This window comes from Paenibacillus pasadenensis (genome assembly GCF_023715725.1).
In the GTDB taxonomy this organism is placed as follows: Bacteria; Bacillota; Bacilli; order Paenibacillales; family Paenibacillaceae; genus Paenibacillus_O; species Paenibacillus_O pasadenensis_A.
Window position 1 is genome coordinate 51,501 of record NZ_JAMBOT010000003.1, and the last position, 14,739, is coordinate 66,239.

At 54.8% G+C, this 14,739-nt stretch carries 15 protein-coding genes; 2 read left to right on the top strand and 13 right to left on the bottom strand.

All coding sequences use genetic code 11. From position 1 onward, the window contains the following. Positions 1 to 163: 163 nt before the first annotated feature. The 4 genes from murA to M3223_RS09460 form a co-directional block, all read right to left on the bottom strand. A complete protein-coding gene (murA, locus tag M3223_RS09445) occupies positions 164 to 1,585 on the bottom strand; it encodes a UDP-N-acetylglucosamine 1-carboxyvinyltransferase (RefSeq protein WP_251561055.1) in 1,422 nt (473 codons plus the stop codon). Positions 1,586 to 1,957: 372 nt separating this feature from the next. Beyond that, the gene (locus M3223_RS09450; RefSeq protein WP_251561056.1) at positions 1,958 to 2,209 is read right to left on the bottom strand and encodes a DUF1146 family protein; all 252 of its coding nucleotides are present in this window, start codon (positions 2,207 to 2,209) and stop codon (positions 1,958 to 1,960) included. 189 nt (positions 2,210 to 2,398) lie between these two features. Beyond that, on the bottom strand, positions 2,399 to 4,417 hold the full coding sequence (locus tag M3223_RS09455; RefSeq protein ID WP_251561057.1) for a S8 family serine peptidase: 2,019 nt from the start codon (positions 4,415 to 4,417) through the stop codon (positions 2,399 to 2,401). 398 nt (positions 4,418 to 4,815) lie between these two features. Continuing rightward, complete coding sequence (locus M3223_RS09460) at positions 4,816 to 5,283, bottom strand: Dps family protein (RefSeq protein WP_251561058.1); 468 nt, start codon at positions 5,281 to 5,283, stop codon at positions 4,816 to 4,818. Positions 5,284 to 5,505: 222 nt separating this feature from the next. Here M3223_RS09460 and M3223_RS09465 point away from each other — a divergent pair, with 222 nt between their 5' ends. Both M3223_RS09465 and M3223_RS09470 read left to right on the top strand, forming a co-directional pair. Then, positions 5,506 to 6,303, top strand: coding sequence for a YheC/YheD family protein (locus M3223_RS09465; RefSeq protein ID WP_251561059.1), 798 nt, complete (start codon positions 5,506 to 5,508; stop codon positions 6,301 to 6,303). A gap of 180 nt (positions 6,304 to 6,483) precedes the next feature. Then, on the top strand, positions 6,484 to 6,837 hold the full coding sequence (locus tag M3223_RS09470) for a hypothetical protein (protein WP_251561060.1): 354 nt from the start codon (positions 6,484 to 6,486) through the stop codon (positions 6,835 to 6,837). A gap of 121 nt (positions 6,838 to 6,958) precedes the next feature. Here the strand turns inward: M3223_RS09470 and M3223_RS09475 are convergent, their stop codons facing one another. The 9 genes from M3223_RS09475 to atpB all read right to left on the bottom strand — a co-directional run bounded on the left by M3223_RS09475 (position 6,959) and on the right by atpB (position 14,732). Beyond that, the gene (locus tag M3223_RS09475; RefSeq protein WP_251561061.1) at positions 6,959 to 7,756 is read right to left on the bottom strand and encodes a tyrosine-protein phosphatase; all 798 of its coding nucleotides are present in this window, start codon (positions 7,754 to 7,756) and stop codon (positions 6,959 to 6,961) included. Positions 7,757 to 8,083: 327 nt separating this feature from the next. Then, entirely contained in the window at positions 8,084 to 8,485 is a 402-nt protein-coding gene (locus M3223_RS09480) for a F0F1 ATP synthase subunit epsilon (RefSeq protein ID WP_251561062.1), read from the bottom strand. Between the two features lie 23 nt (positions 8,486 to 8,508). Continuing rightward, positions 8,509 to 9,927, bottom strand: coding sequence for a F0F1 ATP synthase subunit beta (gene atpD, locus M3223_RS09485; RefSeq protein ID WP_251561063.1), 1,419 nt, complete (start codon positions 9,925 to 9,927; stop codon positions 8,509 to 8,511). Positions 9,928 to 10,063: 136 nt separating this feature from the next. Continuing rightward, positions 10,064 to 10,924, bottom strand: a complete 861-nt coding sequence (gene atpG / locus M3223_RS09490; RefSeq protein WP_251561064.1) for an ATP synthase F1 subunit gamma — start codon at positions 10,922 to 10,924, stop codon at positions 10,064 to 10,066. 75 nt (positions 10,925 to 10,999) lie between these two features. Next, complete coding sequence (atpA, locus tag M3223_RS09495; protein ID WP_251561065.1) at positions 11,000 to 12,514, bottom strand: F0F1 ATP synthase subunit alpha; 1,515 nt, start codon at positions 12,512 to 12,514, stop codon at positions 11,000 to 11,002. Positions 12,515 to 12,538: 24 nt separating this feature from the next. Continuing rightward, the gene (locus tag M3223_RS09500; RefSeq protein WP_251561066.1) at positions 12,539 to 13,078 is read right to left on the bottom strand and encodes a F0F1 ATP synthase subunit delta; all 540 of its coding nucleotides are present in this window, start codon (positions 13,076 to 13,078) and stop codon (positions 12,539 to 12,541) included. Then, complete coding sequence (gene atpF, locus M3223_RS09505; protein ID WP_251561067.1) at positions 13,075 to 13,557, bottom strand: F0F1 ATP synthase subunit B; 483 nt, start codon at positions 13,555 to 13,557, stop codon at positions 13,075 to 13,077. Before atpF ends, M3223_RS09500 begins: the two co-directional genes overlap by 4 nt. A 102-nt stretch (positions 13,558 to 13,659) precedes the next feature. Continuing rightward, positions 13,660 to 13,875 (bottom strand): F0F1 ATP synthase subunit C, encoded by a 216-nt coding sequence (gene atpE, locus M3223_RS09510; RefSeq protein WP_251561068.1) that lies wholly within the window; start codon positions 13,873 to 13,875, stop codon positions 13,660 to 13,662. A 98-nt stretch (positions 13,876 to 13,973) separates the two neighbouring features. Further along, positions 13,974 to 14,732: a F0F1 ATP synthase subunit A gene (atpB, locus tag M3223_RS09515; protein ID WP_251561069.1), complete on the bottom strand. Its 759-nt coding sequence runs from the start codon at positions 14,730 to 14,732 to the stop codon at positions 13,974 to 13,976. Positions 14,733 to 14,739 lie beyond the last annotated feature (7 nt).

Below are 14,739 nucleotides of genomic sequence, written 5' to 3' on the forward strand. Positions count from 1 at the left end.
CCTCCTCGGTGCTTTATCACCAGAAAAATACCATGGGCAAATGAACGGACCATGAACATTGTGAGGATTGTGAAAAAGGTGTGGAACTGAACAAAAAAAGAGCCCCGGCAACCGGCGCTCCACTCCCAATCTCTATTTAGTTCTTAGACCGCTGACTAAATGATTACGCCAGCGTAGGTTCAACGTCTTCAACCGCAACCTGCTCCTCGGCTTTGTAGCCTTCTTCCTCGGAAGCAGCAGCTGCAGCCACATGCACTTCTTCGCTCTCGGACGAGCCCTTCAGCGAGGAAAGCACGATCGGTTCCACAAGCTCCTGAACCTCAACCTCTTCTTCCGTACGGTAAATGTCGGCTCCCAGAGCAGCCAGCTTGCCGGCAATATCGACATAACCGCGGTCAAGGTGATGCAGTCCGCCAACCTCGGTTTCGCCGTCGGCAACAAGTCCTGCGCAAATCAAGGCAGCTCCGGCCCGAAGATCCGTAGCGGTGACTTTTGCGCCGTACAGCGGAACGCCGCCGGTAATAATAGCGGAACGGCTTTCGATTTTGATGCTGGCGTTCATTTTGCGGAATTCATCCACATGCATGAAGCGGTTTTCGAACACCGTCTCCGTAACGACGGAGGTGCCTTCCGATACAAGCAGCAGCGCCATCATCTGGGACTGCATGTCGGTCGGGAAGCCGGGATGCGGCAAGGTTTTCACATCGACGCTGCGCAGCGGGCGGTTCGCCTGTACGCGAATTCCGGTATCCGACTCTGTCAGCTGAACGCCCATCTCCTGCAGCTTGGAAATAACCGGCCCCAAGTGATCGCTAATTGCGCCTTCCACGAACACATCTCCGCCGGTAATCGCTCCGGCAATCAAGAATGTGCCTGCTTCAATCCGATCCGGAATGACATGGTGGCGGGCGCCGGTCAGGCGTTCCACGCCTTCAATCCGGATCATGCCCGTGCCTGCGCCGCGAACGCGGGCGCCCATAGCATTCAGGTAGTTGGCCAGATCGACGATCTCCGGCTCCTTGGCGGCATTTTCAAGCGTTGTTGTGCCTTCCGCAAGCGCAGCGGCCATCATAATGTTTTCCGTCGCGCCGACGCTGGCGCAGTCCAGATAAATTTTGGTTCCTTTCAGGCGCCCCGGAACTGTCGCTTCCACGAAGCCCTGGCCAATTGTAATTTCGGCGCCAAGCGCCTCAAAGCCCTTCAAATGCTGATCGATCGCCCTTGTGCCGATTGCACAGCCGCCTGGCATGGAGATGCGGACTTTGCCCAAACGGGCGAGAAGCGGCCCCATAACCAGGAACGATGCGCGCATTTTGCTGACCAGCTCATAAGGCGCTTCACAGGAAGTCAGCTGCTCCGCTGCGATAGTCATGGAATCGTGACCGATTCCGGTTTTGGCTCCAAGCGTTTCTAACACTTGACGGATCGTCAGGACATCATCGAGGAGGGGAACGTCGCAAATGACGCTTTCTCCTTCCGTAGCGAGCAGGGAGGCGGCAAGGATCGGGAGCACAGCGTTTTTCGCTCCGTGCACACGTACCGTTCCTTCCAGCCTGCGGCCTCCTCTAACGACAATTTTGCTCATAATTCCGTTCCCTCCGGACGCTGCGTTTTCTTAGCGTATTTCTTCTATTCGAGATGGATGTTTAGACTGTTTCAAGCTCAAACGTTTATTGGCATAGGTAATGGATGTAGAGGGCTTCCGGTTAAAAAAGAAAAGAATAACCCAGAATACCACAGACCATATTAACACTCGTCTACAGAAATCGACAAGAACTAATTTTAATATGAGCCCATTCGACCGGTAATTGATGGCAAAAGATCGAATTCTGTTGACAACGGTTATAACATTCGGAAGCTTGGCATCGTTTGTGACCGTAGGTTGCATTTAGTCTCTGCAAAGGCTTCCCCCGTTATTCGAAGGATCGTCTGGCAGCTGACCGCGTTTTTGCTTGTTTTACATCAGCTTGAGCACATTCGTCCAAGACCAGTAATCCAGAATAAATCGCGCAAAAAGATGTCCGATGATGACCGCCAATACGGCGATAAACACTCTTGCTCTCGGGCTGCGCGGCTGCTTAAACCAATGATCCAGCTTCAGTTCTTGCAACAAATACCAAGCGAGCAGAATGCTCAGTATCGTAATAATGATGGAAAATAACCCCGTCAAGCCAAGCGAAGAAAAGGCTCCGTCTATATTGCTGTTCATTTAATAACCCCGATTTCTTGCCGGTAAACGGCTCTGATTCCTTTTTAATGAAACGATCGATATCACGATATAACATCTAAGTTCAAAAGATAAGCTTAATTAAGTAAGGCACTACAAACAGCGGAAGCGCTATGTATTTCATCGGCTCGCTTCCCGTTATGTTGGAGATTCCGCGCTGGAAGCGCGGATTTATTTTTTCTTTTCTCTCGATAAGCCCAATGTGTAATAACCCGAGGTCAGCTCCGCCTGCGGCTCCGAAGCGTCCCATACCCGAATGTAATACGTTCCCGGCGAAACATCGATGAGCGCTGAAACCTCCGCCGCTCCTTCCGCGCCGGAATCTACGGTCACTTCAGCTCCGCCCGCTTTGCGGTACGCAAAAGCCGGGTCGATCCGCATCGTTCCGGCATCCAGCTGGATGCGCAGCGTTCCTTTGGAGGTTACGCGCAGCGAGTACCAGTCCCGGTCGTTTAGCTGATGAAATGTTCCGCGCACCTGCTGGGTGCGGTCCGGCAGCGCGGCAGCTTTCTCCGCCTGCTCGTTCGGCTCAAACGAATCCGCTCTCATATGCAGGGCGGCCGTAAGCATATACGGCTGCCGCGCCTTGCCGTTGCCGGCATGTTGCAGCCGAATATAATTGGCTCCTTTTTTAACGTTCCAGACCAGATTATTGTTGCTTAATTTCAGCTGTTTCTCTACCGCGCCACCCGGCTGCTCCAGCCGGAGCCCGATGGCAGCCGGATTTTGGCCGGCAGAAAGCAGCTGGCGCACCCGCAGCGTAACGACGCCGTCGAACGGACTGTCAATCTGATACCAGTCGCTGTCGGCCCCCATAAGCTCTGCGGACAGCTGTTTGCCCAGCGGAAGCGTCGCTGCTGTCTCGGACTTGTTGTTCGGTTCATACGGATCGGCCTTATATTTTTCCTTCAGCGCTTTTTCCATGCGCAATAATCCGTAACCCGTTGCGGAGTCAAATCCGCCAGGCGCGGTGTCCTTGGTCGTTTGTTTTAACAGAGAACGGATTTGGTACGGTTTAAGACTTGGGTACTTGGTCCAGAGCAGCGCGGCTGCGGCTGCAGCCTGCGGCGCGGCCATCGAGGTTCCCTCTTCGTAATGGTAGCCCCCTCCAGCTTCGGTTGTATACACCTGCCAAGCTCCTGCCAAATCCACCTCCGGCCCCCGCGTGCTGCGCTTTTCCGGCACTCCGTTGGAAGCGACTCCGCCCACTGCGAGCACGGTTGGATAAGCAGCGGGATATTTCACGGTCGTTTTGGAGCCGAAGCGAAGCGCATCGTTGCCTGCAGCGGCAACAAGCAGCACGCCTTTTCGTTCGGCAAGCTCCACAATTTCCTTCATGTAAGGGGAAGAATGGTACAGCCCTACAGAGAGCACTACGATGCGCGCTCCCTTATCCATCGCCTTCAAAATCCCTTCTCCCAGCTGCTGCTCGTCGCCGTAGCCTTCACCGTCGAGAGCTTTAACCGGCAGCAGCTTCGCTTTCCACAAAATGCCCGATATACCGGAGGCATTGTTGCCGCTGGCCGCTATGACGCCGGCTACGCTCGTGCCGTGGCCGTTGTCGTCCTCCGGCGGCGAACCCGGCTTCTGCAGGTTAACGCCCTTCAGCAGATTGGATTTTAGATCAGGGTGGTCAAGATCAACGCCGGTATCCACAACCGCGATAATGACGGAGGATTGAGGACGCATCGCGGACCATGCCTCCCGCGCACCGATCTGCTTCAGATAGGCCTGCTTGCCCAGGCCGGGATCGCTCGGCGCGGCGGCTAGCGGGCTGACCAGCGCGGAGGCGAGCTTTGCCGCCGCCGCGCCGGGCGCGTTTAGCACCCGAACCGGTTCGTTCGGGTGCACGTAGGCGACGCCTGGCGTCGCCCTCAGCCGCTTGAGCCACGCGGCTGGGTCCGCGCCCGGTTCGGGCGCGACAAGCTCCACCGCCGGGTTGTCGCGGCGGTGGAGCACGATTGTCCCGGGCAGGGCGGTACGCTGCCCGGGATCGCGCCTGCCCTGCAGCCAGCTATGCTGCTGCTGGGCTGGCGCAGGCGCAGGCGCGCCGGCGCGGACTGCGGCCGGCGCAGCAAAGCTGCCGGCCTGCAGAGCGGCCGGCACTGGCGCCGCGGCAAGCAGTCCGGCTGCCGCGAGCGCTGCCGTCAGCTTGCAGGCAAGCCGCGGCGCTTTTCCATATCGGTTCATGAGCATTCAATCCTTTGCTACGTATCTATCCTATGACGTTCCGGCGCTTCTATCCCTGCCAACCGTCAAGCTTATCCATAAAGCGGCTCCCTTGCCGCTGCATTAATTCAAATCGCAACTTATACCAGGCCGATGCCTTTCTGCCGTCTCCGTTCCCGGATAAGGACTCCCGCGTCAATTCCTTCACTGCTTTCCTTTTTCGCTCCGAAGGCCGCTTTTCCCTTTTCTTTTGTGAAAATTATCCGGAATGAACCGACGAATCGCTTTCAAAAAAGCTCACGGCAAATCTTTAGCCGGGAATCGCGAAACGGGCTATTTTGCAGGTGAAACCAAGCCTTTCCCAGCTATGGAACAAGCCCCTCACGCAGCGCGGAGGGGCTCAATGCCTTATAGCCAGATTAACCGTTGAATTTCTCGAGCATCCAGCGATGTTTATCCAATTGTTCAACCATACCGGTCAAAATATCCGCCGTAGCCGGATCCTCTTCCCCATCAGCCGTTTCCGCAGCCTTCTTCAAATCGGATGCCAGCAGCTCAAAGTCGTCGATGAGCGAGCGTACCATCGTTTCGGCATCCTCTTTTTCCGTCGCTTCCTTGATGGACGATTCCGCAAGCATGCCCTTCATCGTGGATACCGGTTTGCCGCCGATGGCGATCAGGCGCTCCGCAGTTTCGTCGAACATAAGCGTAACCGCGTTATACAGCTCCTCAAATTTAACATGCAGCGTGTAAAAGTTCGGCCCGGTCACATTCCAGTGAAACGAATGAAGCTTCATATAAAGGACGCCCAGCGAAGCAACCTGTTTGTTCAGCTCCTCGCGGGTTTTTGTATTGGCTTTGGAACGGCTTGCAGCTTGTGTTGCCATGGCTCATATCCCCTTTCAGAAATTACGGTTGGATTTAGTTAGTGTAAAGCCTGCTACCGGCTTATTACCCTGCTTTGAGGCGGGACAAACATCTGCAGGCAATCCACCAAAGGTTGCGCAGGCAACGCATGCTTTATCCGTTAAACGCCTTTTTTACCCTGGCATGTCATGCGCACAACCCCCGCCAGTCCCAATTTCATAAGGTAAAATGAGGTGACCCGCATGCCATTGATTAAAAAGTACACCAAAACCTACAAATCCCGCTCTCTTTGGGGCAAGCTGCGGGTAAGCCGCATGCTGCTTAAAGACGCTGCAACAGCTTCCATGGTTCCTGCAGCAGCGCCGTTTACGCTCAACCGGCTAAAAAATATGGCCTCCCGCTTCAACAGGCTTTACATCAAGCCGGATATCGGCTCTCTCGGGATTGGCATTCATCGGCTGCGCCTATCCGCAGGCGGCAGCTATGAGCTCGTCTCAACCGTATCACGCAGCCAGACAACCCGTTATTTTCCGACCATCGACAGCGTCTATTACCATTTAAAAAATGGGCAAAGCTCCGGAAAACTGTTCATTCAACAAGGCATTTTGCTGGATCGGTTTGACGGAAAGCCTTATGATCTGCGCGTAATGGTGCAGCGGAGGCCGGGCGGCAGCTGGACGTGCACCGGGATGTTCGCCAAAGTCGCTTCGCCCAGCAAAATCGTAACCAATGTCCATCAAGGGGCTAAACTGTACATGCTGTCCAGGCTTTTGGAGCTGCAGGGCTTGTCTCCTTCATCGGTTCAATCCAAAATCAGCTGGATGGAGTCGAGAGCGCTTGCCGTGAGCCGCTCCCTGTCGAGCCAGTATAGCGGCATGAACGAGATGGGCATTGATTTTGCAATCGACCGTTCCGGTAAACTGTGGATTATCGAGGTGAATACGAACCACCCTCAATTTGGTCCTATTAAACAGCTAAACCGTACCGTCTACAATCGAATGCTCAACTATGCCCGCAGCTACGGCAGATTTGACGACTAGTCTTCTGAATCCGAAGCCGCAACTCTCCCTCTTCCCCGCTATTGTCATGCGCTTCTTGAGCCCTTTGAGATTGACCGGCCCTCGTCGCGCCTGCTCGGTTCCAGTTTGTCTGCTTCATTTTCGCCGGATGGTGTATAGCATGTATACAACCACCCATCAGGGGAAAGGCGGAGATGGAAGATGGCTAAAGCAAGCTTTACGGATCAGGCAGTGCAGCTGCTGAAGCTGTTGGAGCAGCGCAAAGGCCTGGAAATGGATATCTTGAAGGAAGAAGATGGAGACGTAGATACAATCAGCATGAATTTGGGCGGAGCAGAGCTGCTGCGAAATCCTGGTTCGGACGGGTATGTTTCCGGCGACATTGTGCTGCTCCATGGAGCGGCTGTAATTGTCACCGACAGCGGCCGGGAACCCGTTCCGGGGGATTCGTATGAAATTCCGCTGCAGTCCAGTGCATCGGTGGAAGAGGAAGGCGACGGCATCCGCGTGAATACCGAGCGGGCGCTCTATGTGATCCGTCCGACAAACGGATAGGATGTTTCTGTTCTGCTCGCTTCTCCACCGTACCTGAGTCAATTCTTGATAAAATAAGCTTTACAACGAAAAAGCGTCGGGGAGCATCCCTGCGCTTTTTTAACATTCAATATAATCTTCTTTATCTACCTCTACGGCCGAATAGTCCGCGCAGAAGCCCTCTTGTACCTGCACCTTGAGCCTGGGCAAGCAGTTCTCCCGATGGCTCTAAAGGTTCGTTAGAGAGCAGCCTCGCCGCATTAGCCTCAAAATACAGGCGGGCCTGTCCCCCCATCCGCGATGCAATAAGCGAATAGCTTTCAGCGAGACGGAATCCCCTGCGGCGGGGATGATGGGCATCCGAAGAAACAAGATGAATGAGCCCGTTTCTCATCATCGACCAAGCGCCTTTTTCGAATGTTTTGCCATAAAGACCGAGCAGTGAATGCGTCGTTACTTGAGTCCATGCCCCCGCCTGGATCAGCTCCTCCAACAGATGCGGTTCTCTGAGTGCGGTCATATTCCGCTCCGGATGGGCAATAACAGGCCGGATACCGAGCAGCGTCAGCTCATAAATAAGCTCGCTCATTTCAGCTGGAATTTCCTCCGTCGGCATTTCCAGCAGCATATATGACGTTCCGGCCAGCGTCAGCAGCTCTCCGGACTCCAAATTGTCCAGCAATTCGGCATGAACCCGAATCTCCTGGCCCGCATGAAGTCGAAGGGAAAAACCCCGCTCAGTCAAAAGCTGTTGGGACCGTTCCAGCAGTGCTGTTACTTCTGCTCCCGGGTTCCAGTATACGCCGTTTGCGTGATGGGGCGTAGCTATAATATCGGTGATACCCTCCTGAACAGCGGCGGCAGCCAGCTCCAGCAGATGCTCCTCATGACGTGCTCCGTCATCTATGCCCGGCAATATATGCGTATGGATATCGATCATCGATTTTCACGCTCCCGCTCTCTTCCTGTTCCTATCATTTTATCGAATGATGCGGCGAACGTCATCCCTCCTTCAAAAAACGGGATTACCCACAGCTTATTAACAGGGTTGTGCACAGTTTTCACTGGTTTTGCCAACAAGTTATCCACAGCTGTATGAATTGTGAACAACTTTTCAATTCCGTACAGCAGTTGGGGGAAAATAATTTTTAATCCAGCAGCCGGCAGGTCAATCTTTGGCCCCAAACTTCACTGCAAGTTGCAGCGCAAAAAAACAGCTCTGCCGTCCATGAAGGACAACAGAGCTGTTCATTACGTTGATTAGGAATTAGCCGCGAAGGCTGATCCGGTTCATCGCCCGCTGCAAAGCCAGCTCGGCGCGGCGGAAATCCACCTCGTCCTTGCGGCTGTTGGTGCGCAGACGGTCTTCGGCGCGTTTCTTCGCCAGCTGCGCACGATCCAGGTCGATCTCGTTCGGAAGCTCTGCGCTTTCGGCGAGAATAACAACCTTCTCATGGCGAATCTCGGCGAAGCCGCCGCTTACAGCGATGCGTTCTTCTTTACCGCCGATTTTCGCTACGACTGCGGCGATTTTGAGCGGGGTAACTGTCGGGACATGGCCCCGCAGTACGCCCATCTCGCCTTCGACGCCGCGCAGGATGACCATGTTGACATCCTTGGCGTAGACCGTGCGCTCAGGGGTTACAATTTCAAGCAGTAGGGTGCTCATACGATACCTCCATCCGCCGAGGATTAAACCTCTTGAGCGAGTTTCTTCGCCTTGGCAACGGCGTCTTCAATCGTTCCGACGTTGTGGAAGGCCGGCTCAGGAAGATCGTCATGCTTGCCGTCAAGAATTTCCTTGAAGCTGCGAACCGTGTCTTTAACCGGCACGTACAGGCCAGGCATACCGTTGAACGCTTCGGCAACGTGCAGCGGCTGGGACAGGAACAGCTGGATGCGGCGAGCGCGCAGAACGACCAGTTTGTCGTCCTCAGACAGCTCGTCCATACCAAGGATGGCGATGATGTCGAGCAGCTCTTTGTAGCGCTGAAGCAGCTTTTTAACGCCTTGCGCTACTTGGTAGTGCTCTTCGCCGACGATTTCCGGCGTCAGAACGCGGGAAGAAGAAGCCAGCGGGTCAACGGCCGGGAAAATACCCATAGCGGCGATGTTACGCTCCAGGTTGGTCGTGGAGTCCAAGTGGGCAAACGCCGTAGCAGGAGCCGGGTCAGTATAGTCATCGGCAGGAACGTAGATCGCTTGGATCGACGTTACGGAGCCGTTTTTCGTAGATGTGATACGCTCTTGAAGCTGACCCATCTCGGTTGCCAGCGTAGGCTGGTAACCTACCGCGGACGGCATACGGCCGAGGAGGGCGGATACTTCGGAGCCCGCTTGCGTGAAGCGGAAGATGTTGTCGACGAACAGAAGAACGTCGCGGTTCTCTTGGTCACGGAAATATTCCGCCATCGTCAGACCCGTCAGGGCTACGCGCAGACGCGCGCCTGGAGGCTCGTTCATTTGGCCGAATACCATCGCGGTTTTGGAGATAACGCCGGAATCGCTCATCTCGTGGTAAAGGTCATTACCTTCACGAGTACGCTCGCCTACGCCGGCAAATACGGAAATACCGCCGTGCTCGGAAGCGATGTTGTGGATAAGCTCCTGCATCGTTACCGTTTTACCTACGCCCGCGCCGCCGAACAAGCCGACTTTACCGCCTTTGGCGTACGGAGCCATCAGGTCGATAACCTTGATGCCGGTTTCCAGAATTTCTTGCTGGGTGGACAGCTCGTCGAATACTGGAGCTTGGCGGTGAATTGGCAGCGCAATGCTGCGGTCAACCTCGCCGTTGCCGTCGATCGGCTCGCCCGTAACGCTGAATACGCGTCCAAGCGTAGCAGGTCCTACAGGAACCGTAATCGGAGCGCCTGTGTCTACTGCTTCTGTTCCGCGTACGAGTCCGTCCGTGGAGGACATAGCGACACAGCGGACCGTATCGTTTCCGAGATGCGTAGCAACTTCAAGAGTCAGCCTCACATCTTTTTCGGAAGCGCTTTTTGCTTTCTGTTCAATCTTAATGGCATTCAAGATGTCCGGCAGATGGCCGTTGTCGAATTGTACGTCGACAACCGGGCCCAGTACCTGGACAACGCGACCGTTGCTCATGGGGGTCCCTCCTGTACCTGAAAGATAGTCGTATCTATAAAACGCAAGGTGAACATCTGTCGCCTTGCTTGGGGGCAGTTATGCAAGGAGGCCGGGCTTTCCGCCATAGGAAGGCTGGAAAGCGCTGGCGCTCCGGTTATCCTTGGGCGTTGGCGCCGCCGACGATTTCGGCAATTTCTTGCGTAATCGCAGCTTGCCGCGCACGGTTGTAGGTAAGCGTCAGCTCGCCTATCATCTTCGTCGCGTTTTTCGTCGCATTGCCCATGGCTGTCATACGAGCGCCGAACTCGCTGGCTTTGCCTTCGAGAATTGCGCTGTAAATGACCGTTTCCGCATATTTCGGAAGCAGTACGCTAAGCACGGACTCGGCGTCCGGCTCGTACTCGTACTGTGCCGCAGTACCTTTGAATTCATCGGTGCTGAGCGGAAGCAGTTTTTTGAGGGTAGGGATCTGGGACAGAGCATTTACGAAGCGGTTGTAAATGATATACACCTCATCGTAACGGCCGTCCTCGAAGCCTTGAACCGCCTTATAGGCAACCGGCTTGATGTCGCCGTATTTCGGAGCATCGGAAATGCCGGTGACTTCCTCGGCGATGCTGATGCTGCGGCGATTCAGATAAGCGGAGCCTTTACGTCCAACCACCAGGATCTCGTACTCATCCTTGGAACGGTGATTGTCGGCAATGGTGCTCATCAGCTTACGGAGTACGTTGATGTTGTAGCCGCCTGCCAAACCGCGGTCGGAGGTGATAATCAGGTAAGCCGTCTTTTTCACCTCGCGCTTTTGGAGCATCGGATGTTTGATGTTCCCTGCGCCGGCAGCAATGCTGGATACAACCTCGCGGATTTTGTCCGTGTAGGGGCGGGCCGAGAGGGCCGCTTCCTGCGAACGGCGAAGCTTGGCCGCAGCGACCATTTCCATCGCTTTGGTAATCTGCTTCATGTTCTGCTTGCTCTTGATCGAGCGCTTAATCTCGCGCATGCCTTTAGCCATTTGTTGTCACCACCTTACTTTTCGGCCCCCGCTCCCATAATTGGGCTCGGGGACCGGCATCATCGTTCCAAGCTATTAAACCGAACGGGAGAAGCCTTTCTTGAAGTCCTGGATGGCAGCAACAAGAGCTTTCTCGTTGTCCGAGTTGAGGTCTTTCGTGTCGCGGATCGAAGCCAGAATCTCCGGCTTGTTCGCGCCAATGTAGCTCAGCAGCTCGCCTTCAAAGCGGCGAACGTCCTGAACCGGAATCTCATCCACATGGCCGCGGGTAACCGCGAACAGGGATACGACTTGGCTCTCCAGCGGAAGCGGCTGGTTAACGCCTTGCTTGAGGATTTCAAGCGTGCGCTCGCCGCGGTCCAGACGGGATTTTGTTACTTTGTCCAGGTCGGAGCCGAATTGGGCGAATGCCGCCAGCTCACGGTATTGGGCAAGGTCGAGCTTGAGCGTGCCGGCTACCTTTTTCATCGCCTTTGTTTGGGCGGAGGAGCCTACGCGGGATACGGAGTTACCAACGTTAACGGCTGGACGCTGGCCGGAGTAGAACAGGTCCGACTCCAGGAAGATCTGGCCGTCCGTGATGGAGATAACGTTCGTCGGGATGTAAGCGGAGATGTCGCCCGCTTGAGTCTCGATGAACGGAAGCGCCGTAAGGGAACCGCCGCCGAGCTCGTCGTTCAGCTTGGCTGCGCGCTCCAGAAGACGGGAGTGCAGGTAGAATACGTCGCCCGGGTATGCTTCGCGGCCCGGCGGACGGCGGAGCAACAGGGACAGCTCGCGGTATGCGGCGGCTTGTTTGGACAGGTCATCGTAAATAACGAGGACGTGTTTGCCGTTGTACATGAAGTACTCGCCCATCGCGCAGCCCGTGTAAGGTGCGATGTAAAGCATTGGGGATGGCTCGGAAGCGCTCGCCGTAACAACGATTGTGTAGTCCAGCGCGCCTTGACGGCGGAGGGACTCAACAACGGTACGAACGGTGGATTGCTTTTGGCCGATTGCAACGTAGATACAGATAACGCCGTTGCCTTTTTGGTTTACGATCGTGTCGATCGCGATTTGCGTTTTACCCGTTTGACGGTCGCCGATGATGAGCTCGCGCTGGCCGCGGCCAATCGGAATCATCGCGTCGATCGCTTTGATGCCGGTTTGCATTGGCTCAAATACGGATTTACGGGCCATAACGCCCGGAGCAGGAGATTCTACAGGACGGGAACCCGTCGCCGCGATTGGGCCGTTGCCGTCAAGCGGCTCGCCCAGAGCGTTTACGACGCGGCCCAGCAGAGCTTCGCCGACTGGAACTTCCATGATGCGTCCCGTACGTTTTACTTGGTCGCCTTCACGAATACCCGTGTAAGGACCGAGGATAACGACACCGACGTTGCTTTCCTCAAGGTTGAGTGCCATGCCTACGATGCCGTTCGAGAACTCAAGAAGTTCTCCGGCCATCGCGTTTTCCAGGCCGTGAACACGCGCGATACCGTCGCCGACTTGGATGACCGTGCCGACCTCATCCACTTGAATGTCGGATTTATATTGTTCGATCTGCTGCTTAATCAGCGTGCTGATTTCATCAGGTCTGATGCTCAACTTCTTCACCCCTGTCTACAGTGCTTAGAAATTCATTTGTTTGCTCAGCCGCTCCAGCTTGCCGGAGAGGGAGCCGTCGTAAATCTTGTCGCCGATGCGCACTTTAACTCCGCCGATCAGGGAAGGATCTACAACTTGCTCGCCGATAATCCGTTTGCCCGAAATGGCGCTGAATTGCTGTACAACCTTGGACAGCTCCGCCGCCTGCAGCGGAAGCGCTGTGTAAATCGTGGCGCGGGATTCACCGGAAGCCTCGTCGGCGATCCGGCTGTATGCTGCGTACACGTCGCGCACAGCCGAGTAACGGCCGCGTTCGATGAGCACCTTGACGGTATTCAGAACAATAGAGGACACGCGGTCCCCGATTGCTTTTTTGATGAGGTCAATCTTTACCGAGGACTCGATACCCGGAGTCGCCAGGAAACGCTGAATGTCAGCGTCGGAGGCCAATGCTTCCGATACGAGTTCCAGCTGTTGGCGCACTTCCGATACGATGCCTTGGCTGCCCGCAACTTCGTACAACGCCTGCGCATATCTTTTTGCGATGACGGTGTCGCGGCTCATTTGCTGCCTACTTCTTTCAGGTAGCTATCCACAATCTGCTCTTGCGATTTCTCGTCGATTTGCTTTTCCACGATTTTGGAGGCAATCGCGACGGACATGCTGCCCACTTCGCTGCGCAGGGATGCGATGGCTTTGTTTTTCTCGCTTTCGATGTCGCGTACAGCCTCGTCTTTCAGGCGCGACGCTTCCGCACGGGCAGTATCGACAATGCTGTCGGCTTGCTTCGTGCTCGTAATGCGGGCTTTTTCGATGATCTCGTTGGCTTCCTGGCGAGCTTGCGCCAGCGCCTGCTTTTGCGCTTCCATTTCAGCAGAAGCTTCCTTGCGGCTGTTCTCGGCTGCGTTCATCTGCTCAAGCACCATTTGACGGCGCTGCTCCATGATGGAGAACAGAGGGCCGAAGGCGTACTTGTTCAGCAAGAAGTACAAAATGCCGAACGCAATAATCGCCAGTACAGTAGACTCCCAATAGAAAGACATGACAGCTCTCCTTTCACATGCAGTTGCACTCAATTAAAACGATGGCGTGGAGGGCAATTAGGCCTTCCCCGCCATTCGAACTAGGTCAATGTGTAACGGATATTAAGCGCTGAAGAAGGCGAGGAAGCCGATAACTACGCCGATAATTGGCACAACCTCTACGATACCTACGCCGATAAACATCGTCGTTTGAAGCTTGCTTGCCGCTTCCGGCTGACGGGAGATACCTTCTACTGTTTTGCTTACGATCAGACCGTTACCTACGCCTGCGCCTACTGCGCCCAGACCAACTGCGATAGCTGCTGCCAATACTTCCATTGTTTAAAATCCTCCTCTAAATTGGGTAGTTTAATGGGATATTTGAAACACCGAACGAACCAGCGGACTGCTTCGGTTCAGCACGAACTGCTGCGGATCTAGTGCGCGCCGTCTTCGTCGTGAATGGCGGCTTGCGAAATGTAAACCATCGTAAGAATCGTAAAGAGGAACGCTTGGATAGCGCCGACGAAAATACTGAAGCCTTGCCACACTGCCAGGAACGGAATACCGACCCAGCCCAGCATCAGAATCGTCGCAATCAGAACCTCGCCCGCAAAAATGTTGGCGAAAAGACGGAGAGCCAGCGTGACCGGCTTCGCAATCGTCTCGATCAGGTTAAGCGGGAAGAAGATCGGGTAAGGCTTGAAATAATGCTGGAAATAATGCTTCGTGTTCATCTTGATGCCCAGGAAGTGGACAATAACGAGCACGATTAACGCCAGACCAGCCGTAACGGACAGATCCGCCGTTGGCGACTTCCACCATGCAACGTGCGCCGCCCCGCCATGACTAGCGAGATATTCGGCTGTAATGCCGAACATCGGCTCATGGATATCCGTAATGATACCAAACGGAAGACCGAGCAGGTTGGAGATGAAAATGAACAGAATCAGCGTTAGTCCAAGACTTAGAAACGGGCGAACCCGGTTCAGCGGCATGGCGCTGGCGATTGTCGAATGAACGAAATCCACTGCCCATTCCATGAAGTTTTGCGCCCTTGAAGGATTGGCTACCGACAAATTCCGCGTCAGCACTTTAACCAAGACAAAGGTCACAATGGCGGATACGAGAATCGCAATAACAGCCGAGAGGTCGATATTGAGCCCGTTCCATTTCAATATGGGAAATTCATGCATACCTTAT

What these genes read in the sequence shown, in the direction of transcription:
- M3223_RS09455 (WP_251561057.1), bottom strand. Translation starts at nt 4,417, where the DNA reads ATGAACCGATATGGAAAAGCGCCGCGGCTTGCCTGCAAGCTGACGGCA.
- atpD (WP_251561063.1), bottom strand. Translation starts at nt 9,927, where the DNA reads ATGAGCAACGGTCGCGTTGTCCAGGTACTGGGCCCGGTTGTCGACGTA.
- M3223_RS09500 (WP_251561066.1), bottom strand. Translation starts at nt 13,078, where the DNA reads ATGAGCCGCGACACCGTCATCGCAAAAAGATATGCGCAGGCGTTGTAC.
- M3223_RS09450 (WP_251561056.1), bottom strand. Translation starts at nt 2,209, where the DNA reads ATGAACAGCAATATAGACGGAGCCTTTTCTTCGCTTGGCTTGACGGGG.
- M3223_RS09465 (WP_251561059.1), top strand. Translation starts at nt 5,506, where the DNA reads ATGCCATTGATTAAAAAGTACACCAAAACCTACAAATCCCGCTCTCTT.
- atpG (WP_251561064.1), bottom strand. Translation starts at nt 10,924, where the DNA reads ATGGCTAAAGGCATGCGCGAGATTAAGCGCTCGATCAAGAGCAAGCAG.
- atpB (WP_251561069.1), bottom strand. Translation starts at nt 14,732, where the DNA reads ATGCATGAATTTCCCATATTGAAATGGAACGGGCTCAATATCGACCTC.
- M3223_RS09460 (WP_251561058.1), bottom strand. Translation starts at nt 5,283, where the DNA reads ATGGCAACACAAGCTGCAAGCCGTTCCAAAGCCAATACAAAAACCCGC.
- murA (WP_251561055.1), bottom strand. Translation starts at nt 1,585, where the DNA reads ATGAGCAAAATTGTCGTTAGAGGAGGCCGCAGGCTGGAAGGAACGGTA.
- atpE (WP_251561068.1), bottom strand. Translation starts at nt 13,875, where the DNA reads ATGGAAGTATTGGCAGCAGCTATCGCAGTTGGTCTGGGCGCAGTAGGC.
- M3223_RS09475 (WP_251561061.1), bottom strand. Translation starts at nt 7,756, where the DNA reads ATGATCGATATCCATACGCATATATTGCCGGGCATAGATGACGGAGCA.
- M3223_RS09480 (WP_251561062.1), bottom strand. Translation starts at nt 8,485, where the DNA reads ATGAGCACCCTACTGCTTGAAATTGTAACCCCTGAGCGCACGGTCTAC.
- M3223_RS09470 (WP_251561060.1), top strand. Translation starts at nt 6,484, where the DNA reads ATGGCTAAAGCAAGCTTTACGGATCAGGCAGTGCAGCTGCTGAAGCTG.
- atpF (WP_251561067.1), bottom strand. Translation starts at nt 13,557, where the DNA reads ATGTCTTTCTATTGGGAGTCTACTGTACTGGCGATTATTGCGTTCGGC.